17 protein-coding genes and 2 pseudogenes are annotated in these 18,754 nt (G+C 60.4%); 3 read left to right on the top strand and 16 right to left on the bottom strand.

The features are described from left to right. Window positions 1–61 precede the first annotated feature (61 nt). The 3 genes and pseudogenes from IV113_RS26230 to IV113_RS09145 form a co-directional block, all read left to right on the top strand. Window positions 62–328, top strand: coding sequence for a helix-turn-helix domain-containing protein (locus IV113_RS26230; RefSeq protein ID WP_363318594.1), 267 nt, complete (start codon window positions 62–64; stop codon window positions 326–328). Between the two features lie 35 nt (window positions 329–363). Next, a pseudogene (locus IV113_RS09150) lies at window positions 364–603 on the top strand (IS30 family transposase); the annotation flags it as partial. A gap of 26 nt (window positions 604–629) precedes the next feature. After that, window positions 630–1,283: pseudogene (locus tag IV113_RS09145) on the top strand (integrase core domain-containing protein); the annotation flags it as partial. Between the two features lie 187 nt (window positions 1,284–1,470). Here the strand turns inward: IV113_RS09145 and IV113_RS09140 are convergent. The 16 genes from IV113_RS09140 to IV113_RS09065 all read right to left on the bottom strand — a co-directional run bounded on the left by IV113_RS09140 (window position 1,471) and on the right by IV113_RS09065 (window position 18,735). Next, window positions 1,471–3,156: an electron transfer flavoprotein-ubiquinone oxidoreductase gene (locus IV113_RS09140; protein WP_291083399.1), complete on the bottom strand. Its 1,686-nt coding sequence runs from the start codon at window positions 3,154–3,156 to the stop codon at window positions 1,471–1,473. 57 nt (window positions 3,157–3,213) lie between these two features. Continuing rightward, entirely contained in the window at window positions 3,214–3,723 is a 510-nt protein-coding gene (locus IV113_RS09135; RefSeq protein ID WP_291083396.1) for a MaoC family dehydratase, read from the bottom strand. Window positions 3,724–3,867: 144 nt separating this feature from the next. After that, complete coding sequence (locus IV113_RS09130) at window positions 3,868–4,572, bottom strand: TetR/AcrR family transcriptional regulator (protein ID WP_291083393.1); 705 nt, start codon at window positions 4,570–4,572, stop codon at window positions 3,868–3,870. Between the two features lie 21 nt (window positions 4,573–4,593). Then, window positions 4,594–5,385 carry a 2-ketocyclohexanecarboxyl-CoA hydrolase gene (gene badI / locus IV113_RS09125; RefSeq protein WP_291083390.1) on the bottom strand — a complete coding sequence of 264 codons (792 nt, stop codon included), beginning with the start codon at window positions 5,383–5,385 and terminating at the stop codon, window positions 4,594–4,596. Between the two features lie 59 nt (window positions 5,386–5,444). After that, entirely contained in the window at window positions 5,445–6,242 is a 798-nt protein-coding gene (locus IV113_RS09120) for an SDR family oxidoreductase (RefSeq protein WP_291083387.1), read from the bottom strand. 248 nt (window positions 6,243–6,490) lie between these two features. Continuing rightward, window positions 6,491–7,741, bottom strand: coding sequence for an ABC transporter substrate-binding protein (locus IV113_RS09115; protein WP_291083384.1), 1,251 nt, complete (start codon window positions 7,739–7,741; stop codon window positions 6,491–6,493). Between the two features lie 114 nt (window positions 7,742–7,855). Continuing rightward, complete coding sequence (locus IV113_RS09110; protein WP_291083449.1) at window positions 7,856–8,671, bottom strand: ABC transporter ATP-binding protein; 816 nt, start codon at window positions 8,669–8,671, stop codon at window positions 7,856–7,858. Window positions 8,672–8,720: 49 nt separating this feature from the next. Next, window positions 8,721–9,794, bottom strand: a complete 1,074-nt coding sequence (locus IV113_RS09105) for a branched-chain amino acid ABC transporter permease (RefSeq protein ID WP_291083382.1) — start codon at window positions 9,792–9,794, stop codon at window positions 8,721–8,723. 5 nt (window positions 9,795–9,799) lie between these two features. Beyond that, entirely contained in the window at window positions 9,800–10,687 is an 888-nt protein-coding gene (locus tag IV113_RS09100) for a branched-chain amino acid ABC transporter permease (RefSeq protein ID WP_291083379.1), read from the bottom strand. Window positions 10,688–10,690: 3 nt separating this feature from the next. Further along, window positions 10,691–12,634 carry an AMP-binding protein gene (locus IV113_RS09095; protein WP_291083375.1) on the bottom strand — a complete coding sequence of 648 codons (1,944 nt, stop codon included), beginning with the start codon at window positions 12,632–12,634 and terminating at the stop codon, window positions 10,691–10,693. Beyond that, a complete protein-coding gene (locus IV113_RS09090; protein ID WP_291083373.1) occupies window positions 12,621–13,472 on the bottom strand; it encodes an ABC transporter ATP-binding protein in 852 nt (283 codons plus the stop codon). The genes IV113_RS09095 and IV113_RS09090 overlap by 14 nt, the downstream gene beginning before the upstream one ends. A 148-nt stretch (window positions 13,473–13,620) precedes the next feature. Next, window positions 13,621–14,838, bottom strand: coding sequence for a CaiB/BaiF CoA-transferase family protein (locus IV113_RS09085; protein WP_291083371.1), 1,218 nt, complete (start codon window positions 14,836–14,838; stop codon window positions 13,621–13,623). A 9-nt stretch (window positions 14,839–14,847) separates the two neighbouring features. Beyond that, entirely contained in the window at window positions 14,848–16,014 is a 1,167-nt protein-coding gene (locus IV113_RS09080; RefSeq protein ID WP_291083369.1) for an acyl-CoA dehydrogenase family protein, read from the bottom strand. Between the two features lie 66 nt (window positions 16,015–16,080). Continuing rightward, on the bottom strand, window positions 16,081–16,884 hold the full coding sequence (locus IV113_RS09075) for an enoyl-CoA hydratase/isomerase family protein (RefSeq protein WP_291083367.1): 804 nt from the start codon (window positions 16,882–16,884) through the stop codon (window positions 16,081–16,083). A 61-nt stretch (window positions 16,885–16,945) separates the two neighbouring features. Continuing rightward, window positions 16,946–17,803 (bottom strand): MaoC/PaaZ C-terminal domain-containing protein, encoded by an 858-nt coding sequence (locus IV113_RS09070; protein WP_291083365.1) that lies wholly within the window; start codon window positions 17,801–17,803, stop codon window positions 16,946–16,948. 11 nt (window positions 17,804–17,814) lie between these two features. Next, on the bottom strand, window positions 17,815–18,735 hold the full coding sequence (locus IV113_RS09065) for an SDR family oxidoreductase (protein WP_291083363.1): 921 nt from the start codon (window positions 18,733–18,735) through the stop codon (window positions 17,815–17,817). Between the last annotated feature and the right edge of the window lie 19 nt (window positions 18,736–18,754).

The following is an 18,754-nucleotide window of genomic DNA, read 5'->3' as shown; positions in this document are numbered from 1 at the left end:
AGGTCCGCAGCTGCAATGCAGCCCACTCAAGCGCTATCAACAACTCCAGCCCGTAGACCGAGTGACACTGGCCAGCCTGGTCCAGCAAAAGCACAGCGTTCGAACCATGGTTTTGGTCCTGGGACGCTCCCCGAGCAGCATCCGCCGAGAGCTGCGGCGTAACGCACAGCCCGCAGGCTACGCCTGCACTGCAGCACGTGCCTGTGCCCTGCAGCGCCGTCGACAAAGCGATCCGCTAAACAAGCTCCATCGCGATGGCATCCTGTACGGCCTGATGCGCCACTTTCGGGTCAGCGCTGGTCGCCCGAACAGATTGCCCTGGAGCTGATCGCCACCCTGCGTCACGCCCACAACCGATGACTACCTCGCAGCAAAGGAGAAGACCGAAGAGGTCAGATCCCTGACATGGTGAGCATCCACGTGCGCCCGCCCGAGATTGAAGACCGACAGTTCCCCGAGCACTGGGAAGGCGATCTCATCAAGGGATCGGTCAAGGCAAGTGCAGTGGGCACGCTGGTCGAGCGCACCAGCCGGCTTCTCATGCTCATCAAGCTGCCCGAGTTCAAGCCCGCCAGCGCGGTCAATGTAATGCAGGCCTTCTCTGACAAGCTCTTGGGGATCGCTGAGCCTATCGGGTCATGGCTGCCAACGCCTTGCTGTTGCCCAAGGCGCCACGGCGAGCGCAATCGAGCCGCAGGCACACCGGCCCCGTCTCTGTGCAGGCCAGCGACACGCGCTGGTGCTCTGACGGCTTCGAGATCAAGTGCGACTCGGGCTAGACCGTGACAGCCGCGTTCGCCAAAGACTGCTGTGATCGCGAGATCATGGCCTTCCTTGCATGGGAGGGCAAAAGCCTGCCAGGCGAGCCGGTGCGCGAGATGCTCATCGAGGCGGTGGAGAAGCGCTTCGGTGCGGTGGAAGCCTTGCCCTCGGGCTACCCGCTGCAATCCCTGACGGACAACGGCAGCGCCTACATCGCCCATGAGACTCAACGCATCGCACGCTCACTGGGGCTGGCGCCGGTCAATACGCCGGCGTGCAGTCCGCAGAGCAATGGCATGGCCAAGAGCTTCGTCAACACGTTCAAGCGCGACTACGTCGGGCGCATGGACTTCAGCAATGCATCGACGGTGCTGGCGCAGTTGCCAGCTGCGTTCGAGCACTTCAACGAGATCCACCCGCACTCGAGCCTGAAGATGAAATCGCCGCGCGAGTTCAGGCGGCAACGGGTTGAGCAACTACGCCGCTCTCAACTTGAACAACCGGCGCTACATTGCGTATAGGCCGTGTCCTGAAATACGGGGGCAAGATCACCGATCAGATCAATAACCGGACGCGGAAGGGTGTACTGGGCGTACGGTCCCCACTTGCGTTCCATCGGGAGCTACTCCTGAACAGCCCGCAACATTCCACACTCGATCAGTGAAGCCCATGGGGTTGTACTTCAGATTTGAATCCGCCGTCCCTCGGCTACATTCCCGCGTAGTTCGGCCCGCCGCCGCCTTCGGGCGTGACCCAGACGATGTTCTGCGTCGGGTCCTTGATGTCGCAGGTCTTGCAGTGCACGCAGTTCTGCGCGTTGATCTGTAGGCGGTCGCTGTTGTCCGGGTTTTTGACGAACTCGTAAACGCCGGCCGGGCAGTAACGGCTCTCGGGGCCGGCATATTTCGCCAAGTTGATCTGCACCGGCAGGCTGGCGTCTTTTAGTGTCAGGTGCGCAGGCTGGTTTTCTTCGTGGTTGGTGTTGCTGACGAACACGCTGGAGAGCCGGTCGAAGGTGAGCTTGCCGTCGGGCTTGGGGTAGCTGATCTGCGGCATCTCGGCGGCAGGGCTCAGGGTGGCGTGGTCGGCCTGAGTGCGGTGAATCGTCCAGGGCGGACGCTTGATGCCGAGTCTAGGCAGCAGCCACTGCTCAATGCCGACCATCAAGGCACCGACGAGGTGGCCCTTCTTGAACCATTGCTTGAAATTGCGTGACTGGTCGAGTTCGGTGTGTAACCAGCTGTTTTCGAACGCAGCTGGGTAGGCGCTGAGTTCGTCGCTGCTGCGTCCGGCGGCCAGGGCTTCAAACGCGGCTTCGGCGGCCAGCATGCCGCTCTTGATAGCGGCGTGGCTACCTTTGATGCGTGCGGCGTTCAGGTAGCCGGCATCACAGCCGATCAGCGCGCCGCCCGGGAACACGGTCTTGGGCAGGCTGAGCAGGCCGCCGGCGGTGATGGCGCGCGCGCCGTAGCCGATGCGCTTGCCACCTTCGATGTGGGCGCGAATGGCCGGGTGGGCCTTCCAGCGCTGCATTTCCTCAAAGGGACTGAGCCAAGGGTTTTTGTAGTCGAGCCCGGTGACGAAGCCAAGCGTGACCTTGTTTCCTTCCAAGTGGTAGAGAAAACCGCCGCCGTAGGTCTGGGTGTCCATTGGCCAGCCGGCCGTGTGTACCACACGGCCGGGTTGGGCGCGGGTCGGGTCGATCTCCCAAAGTTCCTTGATGCCGATGGCATGGCTTTGCGGATCGCGGCCTTCGTCAAGCTTGTATTTAGCGATGAGTTGCTTGCCCAGGTGGCCGCGCGCGCCTTCGGCAAAGATGGTGTACTTCGCGTGTAATTCCATGCCGAGCTGGAAGCCGTCGTGCGGCTGGCCGTCCTTGCCAATGCCAAGGTTGCCGGTAGCTACTCCTTTGACCGAATCGTTGTCGTCGTACAGAACCTCGGCGGCTGTGAAACCCGGGAAGATTTCCACGCCCAAGCCTTCAGCCTGCTCGCCCAGCCATTGGGTCAGGGCGCCCAGGCTGATGACGTAGTTGCCCTCGTTGTGGAAGCAGTCGGGCACCAGGAAGTTGGGTGTGCGCCTGGCACCGGTTTCGCTCAGGAAAAGCACGTCGTCGCCGGTAACGGGTTGGTTCAGCGGTGCGCCCAGATCCTTCCAGTTGGGGAATAGTTCGTTCAGTGCGATTGGGTCCATGACCGCGCCGGAAAGAATGTGAGCGCCGGGCGCGGAGCCTTTTTCCAGCAGCACCACCGAGACGTCCTCGCCCTTTTCAGCCGCGAGCTGCTTGAGGTGGATGGCCGTGGCCAAACCGCCGGGGCCGGCGCCCACCACCACCACGTCATACTCCATCGCTTCGCGGGGACCGTATCGATCGAGGAGTGAGGTAGGCTTCATGCAGAGAGAATCAAAGAGTTGGCGGCCCTGGGGCCTAAGTTGACGAAATGGGGCGGTTCAGTGGCTGTTGTCGGCCGGCAGCGGCGGTGCAGTGCGCGGTGCGCCGTCACGTTTGTAGACCATGACCGTGCGCTTGAAGGTACAGACAATGACGCCGCTCTGTTTGTAGCCTTCGGTACGCACCGTGACTACGCCGACATTGGTCCTCGACCGAGACTCACGTTTGGCCAGTACTGTGGAGCGGGAGTAAATCGTGTCGCCTTCGAACACCGGATGCGGCAACCGGACTTCATCCCACCCAAGGTTGGCCATGACGTTTTGCGAGACATCGCTCACCGTCTGCCCCGTCACCAGGGCGAGCGTTAGGCAGGAGTTGACGAGCGGGCGGCCGAACTCCGTCTGCGCGGCGTAATGGGCATCAAAGTGCAGTGGAGCCGTGTTTTGCGTCAGCAACGTGAACCAGATGTTGTCGTTCTGGGTCAGGGTACGGCCGAGTGCATGCCGATACTCGTCGCCGACCTCGAAGTCTTCATAGAATCGGCCGCGCCAGCCTTCTTTGATGGTCATTTGCTGCTCCTGCGGCGGGTTGTCCAATTTGGGAGTCCCCAGACGCAGCCGGTCAGCGTGCCACTGCGCAACGTAGGCGACATGTGGACTATTGCTGTCAGTTTCTCGGCCCGGCTTGTTGAAGTTGCCGGCAATGCATCGCGACTATGCTTTGTCATGCGTGAGAATTCCATCGAACACGATCCCCGTGATTTGACGCGAGAAGTCACGAAAAGAGCCGCGTTGGGGGTTGTACCATTCGACGGTCCAGTTCAATGCCCCAATCACGAAAAGCCGAATCATGGCCGTGCTGGTGTCGTCGCGCAATTCGCCACTGGCGAGCGCTGATTCGAGCAGCCGATCCCAATAGTCTGCGTAAGCCCGCCGCACGACCCGGTGGCGATTTTTTGCGCTGGTCGGGATTTGGCCGTAGATGCGGATGTTGGCTGACGTGAAGTCGCCATAATGCAGCATTCCCCAGAGATGGCCTTCAATGCCAGCGGCGATTCGATCTCGCCAGGGTGCACTTTCGGGAAGAGCCGCAACACGGGTGCGTACGGCATCTGCGACGATGGTGATGCCTTTGTCCAATACCTCGCCCAGGATCTGCTCTTTCGATTCGAAGTGATAGTAGATACTGCCGGCTTTGACGCCGGCAGCATCCGCAACCTCGCGCAAAGTAGTTGCTGCATAACCATGATGCCTGAATAGCCTTGCAGCTTCGAGCAGCACGCGTTCGCGTGTGGCGGGACCATCTACCTCATTTTTGCTGGGTTTTGCGTCTGTATTTGACATCATTTGACCGTTTGGTAGATCCAAATTACGAATCGTATCAAACCTAGCTTTGGTCGAAGGGGCGGCCTTGAGCAACGTCTCGTCGCATGGGGTTGCTCACTTGCGACCATTCGCCCACTGCCTGAAATCAGGCCGGCGTTTTTCCAGGAAAGCGCTCACGCCTTCTTTGGATTCTGCCGTGTCATAGTACAGGCTCAGCGCTTGAAGTCCCAGGCTGCCGATGCCGCGAATGTGCTCGGTGGATGCGTTGAAAGAGCGTTTCGCGATCGCCAGAGCGGTCGGGCTTTTTTCGACAATTTCCTTGCACCAGCGGGCGACTTCGGCGTCGAGTTGGTCGTGGGGAACGACGGTGTTGCACAGCCCCATGGCCAGGGCTTCCTGCGCACTGTAGCGGCGGCACATGTACCAGATCTCGCGTGCTTTCTTTTCTCCAACCACATGGCTCAGGTACGCCGTGCCCCAGCCAGGATCGACCGAGCCAACCTTCGGGCCGACCTGGCCAAACACGGCCTTTTCCGAGGCAATGGTCATGTCGCACAAGGTGGCCAAGACATTGCCACCGCCAATGGCGTAGCCCTGCACGCGGGCGATCACGGGCTTGGGTACGTCACGAATGGCGCTGTGAAACTCTTCCACCGGGATGCCGATGGTGCCGCGGCCGTCGTACTGGCCGGCATGAGCCGACTGATCGCCGCCGGTGCAGAAAGCACGGTCACCCGTTCCCGTGAGCACAATGGCGGCGATTCGCTTGTCCCAGCCTGCTTTCATGAATGCCTGCAGCAGTTCCTCGACGGTCTGGCCGCGAAACGCATTCATCACGTCAGGGCGGTTGATCGCGATGTAGGCCACCGAGTCGCGTTCTTCGTAGAGGATGTCCTTGAATTCCATGAGTTTTCCTTTTTGTCTGGTATTTCGACTTCGCATGTCTGCCGGCCATGCCCAAGCGTTTACCCAATCATGCTGTAACCGCCAGACACTGAAAGAACCTGTCCGGTGACATGACCCGCAGCCTTCGCTGAAGACAGGAAGACGACTGCATTGGCAATATCCTGTGGCCGCCCCACCTTGCGCAGTGGCAGCGCCTTGGCGACTTTTTCCAGTTGCTCCGGCGTGAACATGCTGCCAGCATCGATCCACATGCTGCTTCCGCCCACTTCGTCGGTGGTGCTCGGGATCGTGACGCCGGGGCATACCACGTTGCAGCGGATGCCATAACGCCCGTTTTCCTTGGCGATCGTTTTCATGAAGCTGTTGATGGCGGCCTTGACGCCGCCATACACCGCTTCACGAGGCTCACCTTGTCGGCTGGCGTCGGAACTGATGGAGACAATGGAGCCGGCGTTACGAGGAACCATGACTTCAAGCGCAGTCTTGGTGCAGTTGAGAACGCCGAGGTAGTTGATGTTGATGATCTTTTGCCACAGATCGGGGGTCGTCTGCGTGAAGAACATCAACTGGTCCCAGCCGACGTTGTTGACAAGGACATCGACGCCGCCGAACTTGTCCGTGGCCGCCTTGAACATGGCTTGCACCTGCTCAAGCCTGGTGACATCGGTCGTGACAACCTGCGCCGACGCTGCGCCGCTCGCCAGCGCGAGCTCTGCCGTTTTTTGCGCCTGCTTGTCGTCGATGTCCCCGATGGTGATGTTGGCGCCTTCTGCGGCGAAGCCGAGCACGATGCCGCGGCCAATGTTCGAGCCACCACCAGTGACGATGACCGATTTTCCTTTTAGATCGAGATCCATATTTATTGCTCCTTGGGCTTTTGGCGCCACGTTCGTGAGATTGATATTTTAACTGTCAAACAGTAGTTAGATTATGTGGCGAAATCTTTCTGTGTTTGGTCGTGGGCTTGGCCCCTGCCATGGCAATTCGCTGTGGCATTGGGTGTCACCGGTCGATTCAAGAGAGGGATGAAAATCCGAAAAACAGGATGGGAGGGGCATGATCGGTGCGCAACACACCTGACCACGCCCCTCCCAGGGGATGGCAATTACTGTTTGTTCTTTGCGAACTCGCCGGATTCTTTCTTCACGATGTCCTGGATCTCGTCGTCATACGCCGAGAACCAGTCAGTCTGAGGCACCCACTTGGCGCCATCCCACATGTCGATGCGGGTCTTGCCGCCGCCGCCATGGTCCTTGGCGGTCACCGTCACGGGGGCGAGCAGGTCTTCGGCGTCAAAGTTTTTCAAGCTTTCCAGACCGCGCTTCATCTTCTCAGGCGTGATGGGCCAGCCATTTTGTTTGATGGCCAAGCGAGCGCCCTCGAAAACGCTGGCATAGATGGCCAGACCGGTGTTGTAGTAAACATCGCTGAGATGCTTGCGGTCACCGCTGCCCTTGCCTTTCTCATACAGGTCCTTAATGATCTGCTGCATCAGCGGGTGGCTCTGTCCACCTGTAACGTTGGTGCCGCGCTTGAGGCCCTTTGCGTTTTCCAGACCGATGTTGGCGAGGTCAACTTCGTTGAGCCAGTTGACGGAGATGTATTTGTCCATCGGAATGCCGTTGCGCTTCATCTCACGCGCTGCGACAACATGCATGTTGGACAGATTCCAGCTGATAACCCAATCGGGGTTGATGCGGCGGATCTGGGTCCAAGCTGCGGATTGGTCATTGCCCGGCATCGGGTTGGGTATGAGGTGTAAATCAAACCCTTCCTTGGCCGAGAGTGTCTTCAGCACGCCGATTGGCTCCTGCCCGAATGGATAGTCGGGGTAGATGAATGCGATTTTCACGCCCTTGAGGTTGCCGTTTGCCTTGGTTTTAATGTAGTGAATATTGTTGGCCATTTGTCCCCAGTAGGTTGGCCCAATGGGGAAAATCCATTTGAACACATCGCCATCGACCGCATCGCCGCGACCTACGAAGGATTGCACCATCACATTGCCATCCGCCATGGCGCGAGGCAGAACGGCGCGGGAAACCGGAGTAGACAGAAAATCGAAGGCAATGGCGCCTTCGCGTTTCATCTTTTCGTAGCACTCAATACCTCGTTGCGGCTCGTTCCCATGGTCCTGAACCAAGATCTCGATGGGGTGGCCTTCGATGCCGCCCTTCTGATTCAATATCTTGGCGTAGTCATTTGCCGCTTGGGAAATTTGCGGCGTGACAAAGCCGTAGGACTTGCTCAGGTCATAACAAAGAGCGAATTTGATGGGTTGGGCTTGCGCCTGCGCAGACTGCAGACCGGCAAGCGCCAATCCCAGACCTGCCACGATAGAAAGCAACTTGGATCTCATGTCTGTTCTCCTAAGAATCGTACGGGTTAAAAAAGTCCGTTGGGCACGCCGTACACTACGCCCCAAGATTGAACGCGAAACCGGATACCGATGCCGACAGGGTTTCACCCTCGGTCAGGTCAGCCAGCGCTTGCGCCGGCGATAGTGCTTGATGTCATGAAAATTGTGACCTTCAGCGCCTCCGAGGTAGAACTCCTGGATGTCCGGGTTTCTCTTCATGGCCTCCGCGTTGTCATGCATCACCACGCGTCCGTTCTCGATCAGGTAGCCATGTGAGACCACGTCCAGAGCAGCAATTGCGTTTTGCTCCACCAGCAGAACAGAGAGCCCTTCTTCCCTGTTGATGCGGCGCACAATATCAAAAATTTCGGCCACGAGAAAAGGCGCCAGTCCGAGACTGGGCTCATCAAGCATCAATAGCTTGGGCTGCGTCATCAGGGCGCGACCGATGGCCAGCATCTGTTGCTCGCCGCCTGACAGGTAGCCGGACTGCGCGGTGCGCCGCTGGTGCAAGCGCGGGAAGTAGGTGTAAACCATGTCTTTGTTTCGCAGCATGTCCTGGCGGCTGCCGCGAACGGCGGAAGCCGCGATCAGGTTCTCGTCAGGGGTCATGTGCTCAAACACACGCCGCCCTTCCAGCACATGAACGATACCAAGTACGACGCGCTCCTGAGGCGCTAGCGCATCGATGTTTTGTCCCATGAAGCGCACTTCACCGCGGGTTACCAGGCCCCGCTCGGGGCGTAGTAAACCGCTGATGGACTTAAGCGTTGTGCTTTTGCCGGCGCCGTTGGCCCCCAGCAGCGCCACCATGCCGCCTTGAGGCACATCAATCGACACACCTTTGATGGCGAGCGACACGTGGTCGTAGATGACCTCGACGTTGTTTAGCGACAGCACCGGTGCGGGGCTCGCTGTAGGGTTGTGCATCAGCGTCGGGGTGGAAGTCAAGTTGTCAGTCGCGTGCATGTTGTCATCTTTACTTTCGGGCGTAGCCGAATGGCCAGACCAGCAGATAGTTGCGCAGGTTCGTGTACATCTTGCCCAGCCCCATCGGCTCAACCAGCAGGAACACAATGATCAAGGCACCATAGACCGCATGCGGGATGTGGGCCAGCGTTTCAACGCCGAGCGAGGCACCTGCGAGCTGCGCCAGCCAACCGATCAGACTGTTCATCAGACCAGGCATCAACAGAATGAAGGCGGCCCCAAAATAGCTGCCGATGACGCTGCCCAACCCGCCAACAATTACCATGGCCAGCAACTCGATGGAGACATTGACGGCAAACTGCTCCGGTGTGGCCGCCCGGTAGAAGGTGAAAATCAGGATGGCGCCGCTGACGCCGCCAATGAAGGACGAGGTCGCGAAAGCGACCAGCTTGTAATACAGGCTGTGAACGCCGATGACTGCCGCGGCGAAGTCCTTTTCACGCACGGCTACGAGCGCTCGGCCAAGCGCACTGCGGCGCAGATTGAGCATGAAGACTGTTACGAGCAGGCACCAGCCCAGCGCCACGTAATAGAGGCCAGTTTCCGACGTGACGGCTTGACCGAGCAAGCGCATCGCTGGTGCTTGCAGCGTGGCCTGGGAGCCGCCGCTGATGGCCGGCACGTGGGAAATCACCCAGTCCATCACGAACTGCAGGGCCAGCGTGCTGAGTGCCAGATACAGACCCTTCACGCGCAGCGCCGCGAAAGCGAAAACGATGCCGATGACCGCAGCCATCACGCCTCCGAGTACCACCGCGATCTCCCAGGGGACGCCGTTGCGCGCGCCATGCACTGCCGTGTAGGCGCCGATGCCCATGATGGCTGCGTAGCCGAAGTGGAACTGCCCAGCCCAGCCCAGGATCAGGTTCAAGCCGAGCACTGCCGCAGTCCACACCAGCCAGGGTAGCAGGTGGGTGCTGAGGACGAGCGAGCTCATGGTGAAAGGCGCGGCTAATGCAAAGGCCAGCAGCAAGCCGATCATCCAGCGATCAGCAGGCAACGGGAAAAGTGCCCGCGCGTCCGCGTAACTGGTGTGAAAAATTCCTGATTGACGAAAAAGCATGACCTTCAGATCCTTTCAATGTCGTGGCGCCCGAACAGGCCGTGGGGCCGAATCAGGATGGTCAGAATCAGCGTTGCGGCAACTACCAGGTCGCGGCTGCCACCACCCACCAAGGGGTCGAGATAGCCTGAAGCAACACCTTCAAGAAGGCCCAGTAGCAACCCGGCCAGAATGGCTCCGCCGATGCTGTCAAGACCGCCCAGAACGGCGACGGTCAAGCCCTTGAGTAAAAGCAGCGCCAGCCCTTGATTGACACCTTGAACCGACCCCCACAACACGCCGGCCGTTGTCGCTAGAACCGAGGACATGGCCCAGGAAAAAGCCACCCCGCGCTCAACCGATATGCCGATTGACCAAGATGCGATGTAGTCATCGGAGATGGCTCGCAGGACAATGCCCCTGCGCGAGCGAAAGAAGAAAAAGAAGATTGCAAACAGTGCCGTGGCAACCACGGCCCCCACCACGTAGGAGCGATTGAGCAGCAGCGGTCCCAGAAACAGCGGTTCGTCGCTGATGCCGATAGACATTGGACGACTTGAGCTGCCCCAGATTGCCATTGTTGTCGCGCGTATGAAGATATCCAGTCCCAGCGTCATCATCAGAATCATGATGATGGGGCGGCCCGCCAGCCGGCGCAAGGCCACCCGCTCGATGCCCATGCCGACAAAAAACATCGTCCCCATGGCCAGAGGGATGGCCGTCCACATGGGAAGGCCGATTCCATTGGCGATGGCCAGAACCACGTAGGCGCCCAGCATGGTCATTGCACCTTGCGCCAGATTGGGCACGGACGACGATTTGTAGATGAGCACAATTCCCAGCGCCACCAGGGAGTACATCAACCCCGACAGTGCGCCATTAATGGCCAATTCGGCAAATAGTGAAAAATCCATGATTCAAATCTCCTGCACCGAGAGTTGGCGCTCGATGGTGCCGACCTCCCCGGATTCGTATGTGATCCGCGCTTTCATCGTGACCGTTTTCTGGCCGCCGTAGATCGCATCGATGATGGGCGCATAGCGCTCTTCCACCACATTGCGGCGCAGCTTGCGGGTGCGTGTGATCTCGCCGTCATCGGGGTCAAACTCCTTGTGCAGCGACACGAAGTGGCACAGTTTCAGCCCATCCGGCAGGATGCTGTTGACGCGCTGCACTGCGGTCGCGATCAGATCCATCACCTCGGATTTTTGCGAGAGGTCAGCGTATGACATGTAGGAAATGCCCCGGACCTCGGCCCAATGGCCTACCGTTTCCTTGTCGATGCAGATGATGGCCGAAAGGGTGTTACGGCCGTTCCCGAGCACCGCTACATCCTTGATGTACGGACTGAACTTGAGACGGTTCTCGATGTAGTTCGGGATGTAGCGTTCGCCTTGGGCGGTATGCACCACCTCCGACAAACGCCCGAGCACCACGACATGCCCATAAGGTTCGATATAACCGGCATCGCCCGTGCAGAGCCAGCCATCCGTCAGCGCTTCCTGAGTCGCCTTCTCCAGCTTGTAATAGCCGGAGAATACGCTCCCGGAGCGCACCATGATCTCGCCGTTGTCGCTGATTTTGACTTCGACGCCCGGCAATGGCCTGCCGACCGTGTGCAGGCGTACTTCTTCGGTGTCTTGCAAGGCATTGAATGCGCTGCTCTCGGTTTGACCATAGAACTGCCGTAATTTCACGCCCAGTGCGCGGTAAAAAACAAAAGTGTCTTCGCCAATGGCCTCGCCTCCGGTGAAAGCATTTCGCAGGCGGGTCAGGCCTAGCTGATCTTTGATCGGCCCGAAGATTAGCCATTCTCCCAGCTGTCGCATCAGACGCTCTTTCAAGCTGGGCTGTTTTTCCTCGAGCTTGCGCCGTTCCGCTGCCAGCGCGGAGTTCATGAAAACATCGTAGAGCCATTTCTTGAACGGCGTCGAATCCTCCATGCGAACCTGGATGGTGGTCAGCATGTTGTCCCAGCTGCGGGGTGCGGCCAGATAGAAAGTAGGCGCGACCTCGCGCAGGTCGTGCAGCACCGTCTCCTGGCGTTCAGGGATATTGATGGTGAAGTGCAGCGCAACACCAGCGCCGACTGTGATCGCAAAGTCGCCCACCCAGGCCATGGGCAGATAGGCGAGGATGGTCTCGCCGAATGTGAAAGCCCCTCCGCGATGGGCATTGCCAACGCCGGCCAACAGATTTCTGTGGCTCAGCACGACCCCTTTGGGTTTGCCCGTGGTGCCCGACGAGTGGACGAACACGGCGGGACCGTCGGGCTGGGCCCTTTCGATCAAGGCATTTCGCAGTTTCGGGTCGGCACGCAGGCGATCCGCACCGATGGCCAGCAGCTTGTCCCATGAGAGCAGTCCTGGATTGGGATAGCTGGCCAAGCCGCGCGGCTCATCGTAAATGATGTGGTCAATTGGTTTTCCCTGATCACCCAGATCGAGCACCTTGTCGACCTGCTCCTGGTCTTCGGCCAGGACGAAGCGGACATTCGCCTCGTGCATGAAGTGGCGAATTTCGTCATGCGTGGCGTCGGGGTACACCGGCATGGCGTAACCGCCCAGCATGCCGGTGGCGAGCATACCCATATAGAGTCGAGGCCTGTTGTCGCCCATTACCAGCAAGGCATCTTCGCTACCAAACCCAAGATGCTCCATGCCAGCGGCGCAGGCCAGGGTGTCGTCGAGCAGCTGTGACCAGCTGGTTTCCTGCCAGATGCCCAGATGCTTTTCGCGCATAGCCACGCGCCGCCCCAGCAGATCGGCGTTGCGGGCCAGAATCCGGATGAGGGTTGTGTCGGCGCCAAGATCCCATGTGGTGTTGGCGTTTTTGGTGGTGTCGATGTCAGCGCGTTGCATGCGCACCTCCCAGATAGGCCTTGATCACGCGTTCATCCTTCATCACCTCGGCAGGAATCCCGGTTCCGATGGTCTCGCCATAGCTGAGCACCATCATGCGGTCGCAAATGCCGGTGATCACGTCCATGTGGTGCTCGATCAGCAGCACGGTGACATGGCGCTCATCACGCGCGTCGAGAATAAAGCGCGCCATGTATTCTTTTTCTTCTTGGTTCATGCCGGCCATGGGTTCGTCTAGAACGAGAAAGCTGGGTTCCGCCACTAGCGCACGTGCCAGTTCGACGCGTTTTTTCAGCCCGATCGGAATGCTGTCCACCAGTTCGTCACGCACGCCTTGTAGCTGAAGGAAATCTATGATTTCCTCGACCTTGAGGCGGTGCGCCATTTCGTCCTTGCGACCCAGCCACCAATACAGGGCGGTTTTTGCCACGCCGGGTTTCATGTGGATGTGGCGCCCAAGCAGGATGTTGTCAAGCACACTCATGCCGTTGAAGAGCGCCAGGTTCTGGAACGTGCGCGCCACGCCCAAGGCGGCGACCTTGTGTGGTGCCATGCCGGTGATGTCGCGGCCATTGAGCCAAATACTGCCGACCTGGGGTGGAAAGAAGCCGGTGATGGCGTTGGTCATGGTCGTCTTGCCGCTGCCGTTGGGGCCGACAAGGCCGAAGATCTCCCCGCGCTCAACACGCAAATTAACCCCCGTCAACGCGACCAAGCCGCCGAATCGCCGTTCCAGCCCCCGGCATTCGAGGACGGGTACTGCCGCCGCTTTGCTGGCCTTCATCGGAATCGGCCCCTCTTCTCCGGTCTTGAGATTGGTACTGATGGTGTTTATCACTGAAGGTGCCTATGACATTGCACGGTCGACCACCTGCCTGTGCGCAACTTGTCGACCTGACTTTTTGTTCTGCATAAAAGATTTCCATTTTGGAACCTAACATTAGTTAGGTATGAGGGGGTTTTCCCTAGTCTTTGGCAGGCAGTGGTCATGCCGCAAGGTGTTCCACGATGGTTCCTCGCGAGATCAGGGCGTCAATGGTGGCGGCGCCGTAGCCGTGCTCAATGAGTAGTTCGCGTGTGTGTTGGCCGAAGCGCGGCGGCGCGCTGTGGGCGCGCCCCGGTGTGCGTGACAGCTTGACCGGGATGCCGATGCCAGGCACACCCTCCACCTGCACCACCATGTCCCGATGCAGGGTGTGGGGGTCCGTCAATACCTGCGGAATGGCCCTGACGGCGCCGGCCGGAATGCCGGCGGCCAGCAGTTCCCGGCACAGCCACTCGCCATTTACCTGCAGCAGATGGGACTCCAACAGAGCGCGGAGCGCGTCGCGATTCCGAAAACGGTCGGCGTTGGTGGTGAAGCGCGGCTCATTCGCCATTTCGGGATGGCCGAGGAACTCGCACAGCTTTTTCCACTGTCCGTTGTTGCCGATGCCCAGGAAGACCTCACAGGTCTGGGTCGAGAACTTGTCGTAGGGCACGATGTTGGAGTGCGCATTGCCGCTGAGCTTGGGTGTCTGGCCCGACTGCAACCAATTGGCACTTTGCGGGTGCAGCAGCGACACGGCGGTGTCGTACAGCGTGGCCTCGACGAATTGCCCGCGCCCGGAGCGCTGCCGCTCGATCACCGCCAGCAGTACGCCGATCACGGCCGACAGGCCGGTGGCGATGTCGACCACCGGGACACCGACCCGCAGCGGGCCGGTGTCCGGCGTGCCGTTGACGCTCATCAGGCCGCCCAGTGCCTGTGCCACCGCGTCGTAGCCAGGCGCGCCGCCGAGCGGCCCATCGGCACCGAAGCCGCTGACCCGGCAGTGGATCAGGCGCGGGAAGCGCTCGCGCAGCGTTTGCTCATAGCCGATGCCCCAGCGCTCCAGCGTGCCGATCTTGAAGTTCTCGATCAGCACGTCGGCGTCCACCAGCAGCTTGAGCACGATCTCGCGCCCTTCGGGCTTGGACAGGTCGATCACGATGTCGCGCTTGTTGCGGTTCAGGCCGTTGTAGTAGGCCGCCGTGCCGTCGTCGGCAAAGGGCGGCCCCCAGGCGCGGGTTTCGTCGCCGGCGGGCGGCTCGACCTTGATGACCTGCGCGCCGTGGTCGGCCAGGATCTGTCCGCAGTACGGGCCACCGAGCACGCGAGAGAGGTCGATCACCTTCAGGCCGGCCAGGGCACCGAAGGAGGGAAGGGGAGCGTTGTTGCTCATGGTGGCCTGTCAATACGAGCGCGGTAGGCCCATCACATGCTCGGCGATGTAGTTCAACACCAGCTCGCGGTTCAACGGGGCCGTGCGCAGCAGTCGAACCAAGCCGTACAGGTCGTAAATGCCGTATTCCTTGGTGAAGCCGTTGCCGCCATGTGTCTGGATGGCTGCGTCAACTGCATGGATGCCGGCTTCGGCACCAGCGTACTTGGCGATGTTGGCAAACTCCCCCGCAGGCAGGCCCTGGTCGAAGGCCCAAGCGGCCTTGAGCGCCATCAGCGAGGCCATTTCGATTTCGCTGCGGGCAATCGCCAGCGGGTGCTGCACGCCTTGGTAGGCGCCAATGGGGGTGTTGTTGAACACCTTGCGATCATTGGCATAGGCAACCGCCTTCTTCAAGGCGAAACGCCCGACACCGGTGCACAAGCCCGAGAGGATGATGCGCTCGGGGTTGAGCGTGTCGAACAAGATGTTGAAGCCCTTGCCGACTTCGCCCAGTACATCGGCCTCGGTGAGTTCCACGTTGTCGAAGAACAGTTGCCATTGTGTCTCGGGAACAGGGAAGGCAACCGGAATCAGCGTCTTGCTGATGCCCTTTTTTTTCATGTCGACCATGAAGATGGTGAAGCCGTCGGTTTTCTTCTTCACGTCGGCGCGCGCTGTGGTGCGCGTGACGACCATGGCGTAGTCGGCGCAGTTGGCATCGGTGATGAAGACCTTCTGGCCGTTGAGCTTGAATCCGCCCTGTCCGTCGGACTTGGCGATGCTGGTGATCTCGATCGAGTTCGAGCCGGCGTTCGGTTCGGTGATGGCGAAGCAGAACTTGATGTCGCCGGTGCAGCCGCCCGGCAGAAAGCGGCGCTTCATCTCCTCGCTGGCGTGCTTGGCCAGCAGGCCCATGGTCATGGTCGGGCCGACCACCAGGTTCAGCAGCGGAATACCGTTGTTGGCAAGGCCCTCCATGAAGAGCAGCATCTCGGTCATGCCTTGGCCGGCACCGCCATAGGCCTCGGGGACCATGATGCCGAGAAAGCCATCGTTGGTGATTTGCTGGTACAGCTCCGTGGGGCGCTCGTTCTTGTCGGCGTAGCCGCGCCAGTAGCTGTGGTCGAACTGCTTCGAGATACGGTCTCCGTACTCGTAGATCATTCGTTGTTCTTGGTTCAGTGCGAAATCCATGGGGTGTTCTCCTGTGTGTTCGGGAGTTCTGGCTCCTTCCCTCAGAGGGAGAAGGAGCGAACTCAATCAGACCTGGGCCGAGGGGAACTTGGGCGCGCGCTTCTCGCGCACCGAGGCCACGCCCTCCTTGGCATCCTCGCCCAGGAAGCACAGCATTTCCATAGCCAGCGAGCTTTCGAAGATCGGGCGCGCCATGTTCATCCAGCCGTTGAGCGACCGTTTGGTCAAGCGGATGGCTTGCTGGCTGCCGGCGGCAAGCTTGTTGGCCACGGCCATAGCCTTGTCCATCAGCTCGGCGCGCGGCACGCACAGGCTCACCAGGCCGATGCGCTCGGCTTCCTTGCCGTTGACGAACTCGGCCGTCATCAGGTAGTACTTGGCCTTGGCCATGCCGCACAGCAGCGGCCACAGGATGGCGGCATGGTCGCCAGCGGCGACGCCGATCTTGACGTGGCCATCGGTGATCTTGGCCTCCTCGGCCATGATGCTGATGTCGGCCAAGAAGGCGACAGCCAGACCGGCACCGACGGCCACGCCGTTGATGGCCGAGATGATGGGCTTGTCGCAGGCCATCATGTTGTAGACCACGTCCGAAGCCTCGGTCATGGTGTTGGCGATTTCCTTGGGATTGCCGACCATGCCGGCCACCCATTCCAGGTCGCCGCCGGCCGAGAAAGCCTGGTCGCCCGCGCCGGTGATGACCGCCACCTTGGTCTTGGCATCGTCAGTGACCACGCCCCAGATCTTGGTCAGTTCCCAGTGCAGCCGGCCGTTGGTGGCATTCATGACTTCGGGGCGGTTGATGGTGATGACCAGCACACCGTTGGGCTTGTGGTCGAACTTGAGGAATTGAAAGTCAGCGTAGTTCATCTGGAGGCTCCTTGAAAAAAAGAAAACGAAAACGAAAACGAAAACGAAAGGCAATGGACGGTCATCGCAGCTCGGCGCGTCCGTTGTTCAGCACGACGATGTCGCGTTCGACGGCGCTGGCGCGAAAGGAAACGACGTTGCCGTCCACCCAGATCTCGGTGCGTATCGTTTCACCGGGATAAACGGGTGACGAAAAACGCACATCCAGCGACTGCAGGGCGCTCGGGTCGCCGTCGCAGACGCGCTGGGTGAGTGCCCAGCCCGCGATGCCGTAGGTGGCCAGGCCGTGCAGGATGGGCTGCTTGAAGCCGGCGGCGCTTGCCACCGCGGGTTCGGCGTGCAGCGGGTTGTAGTCGCCCGAGAGCCGGTAGATCAGCGCGGAGCGCGGCTGGGTGGCGAAATCGACACTGTGATCAGCCGCGCGCGTGGGCAACTCATGCACGGTTTTGACCGGCCCTGCCGGGCCGCCAAAGCCACCGTCGGCGCGGCAGAAGGTGGTTGAGGTCAGCATGGCCAGCAGTTCGCCGCTGGCGGCGTCCGTCACCGTGCGCTCGGTGTAGATCAGCGCCCCCTTGTCCAGCCCCTTGTCGATGATCTGGCTCACCCGCGTGCGCCCGATCACTTCGCCCTCGGGGGGCACCGGCCGGTGCAGCCGCAGACCCTGTTCGCCATGCACCAGTCGCACCCAGTCAATACCGGTGGCCGGGTCCTTGAGCCACATACCGGGATAGCCAAGCACCACCGGCAGTGTGGGCAGCGCCAGCAAGTCTTTCTCATAGACAAAGCGAAGCTCGGTCTCGTCGGTCGGGTCGGTGCCCAGGCCGACGCCCAGCGCATAGAGCATGGTGTCGCGCTGGGTGTAGTGATGGCGCACGTCCTCGAACGGCCATGCCATCAGTTGCTCGTAGTTGATCGCCATGGTGGATGGCGTCAGACGGGATCCCAGGAGAACACGATGTTCGAGCTCTCAAGCGGATAGAAGTTCTGCTTCATGGCGGGCAGCACGCGCTCGGCGATGGTCTCGGGTGTCCAGCCCTCGGCGGTGTGCATGCCGCGGATCGGGCGCGACTGGCTCATGAGGAAGATCTCGTTGCCGCGCACGGCGAAGATCTGGGCCGTGACGTCGGCCGCGGCATCGCTGGCCAGGAAGGTGGCCATGGGCGCAATCTGCTGGGTTCCAAGTTTTTTTAGTTTTTCCACGCGCGCCTGCTGCTCGGGCGTGTCGGTGGGGATGGCGCCGATCATGCGACTCCAGGCAAAGGGCGAGATGCAGTTGGATCGCACGTTGTAGCGCTGCATGTCGCCGGCGATGTGGCGCGACATGGCCACGATGCCCAGCTTGGCAGCGGCGTAGTTGGCCTGACCCAAGTTGCCGATCAGGCCCGAGGTCGAGGTCATGTGCACATAGGCGCCCGACTTCTGCGTCTTGAAATGCGGGGCGGCGGCGCGCGAGGTGAAGAAGCTGCCGTTGAGGTGCACGTCGATGACGGCGCTCCACTCCTCGGGCGACATGTTGAAGAACAGGCGGTCGCGCAGTATTCCGGCGTTGTTGACGACGATGTCGATGCGGCCGAAGGTGTCGGCAGCGCACTCGATGATGCGGTTGGCCGTGGGCCAGGTCGAGACGCTGTCGGTGCTGAGAACGGCCTGGCCGCCAGCGGCCTTGATCTCGTCGACCACCTGCTGGCCGTGGCTGGCGTCATTGCCTTCGCCGCCTACCGAGGCGCCGATGTCGTTGACCACCACCTTGGCCCCTTGCGACGCCATCAGCAGTGCGATGTCGCGGCCGATGCCCCGGCCCGCGCCGGTGACCACGGCCACTTTGTCTTGCAGCATGGTGCCCTTGTTCATGAAATGACTCCTGGTTGTT

The organism is Hydrogenophaga sp. (assembly GCF_018780385.1).
GTDB lineage: Bacteria > Pseudomonadota > Gammaproteobacteria > Burkholderiales > Burkholderiaceae_C > Hydrogenophaga.
Note: the sequence above shows the minus strand (reverse complement) of the source record. Positions and strands in the feature narration are given on the sequence as shown.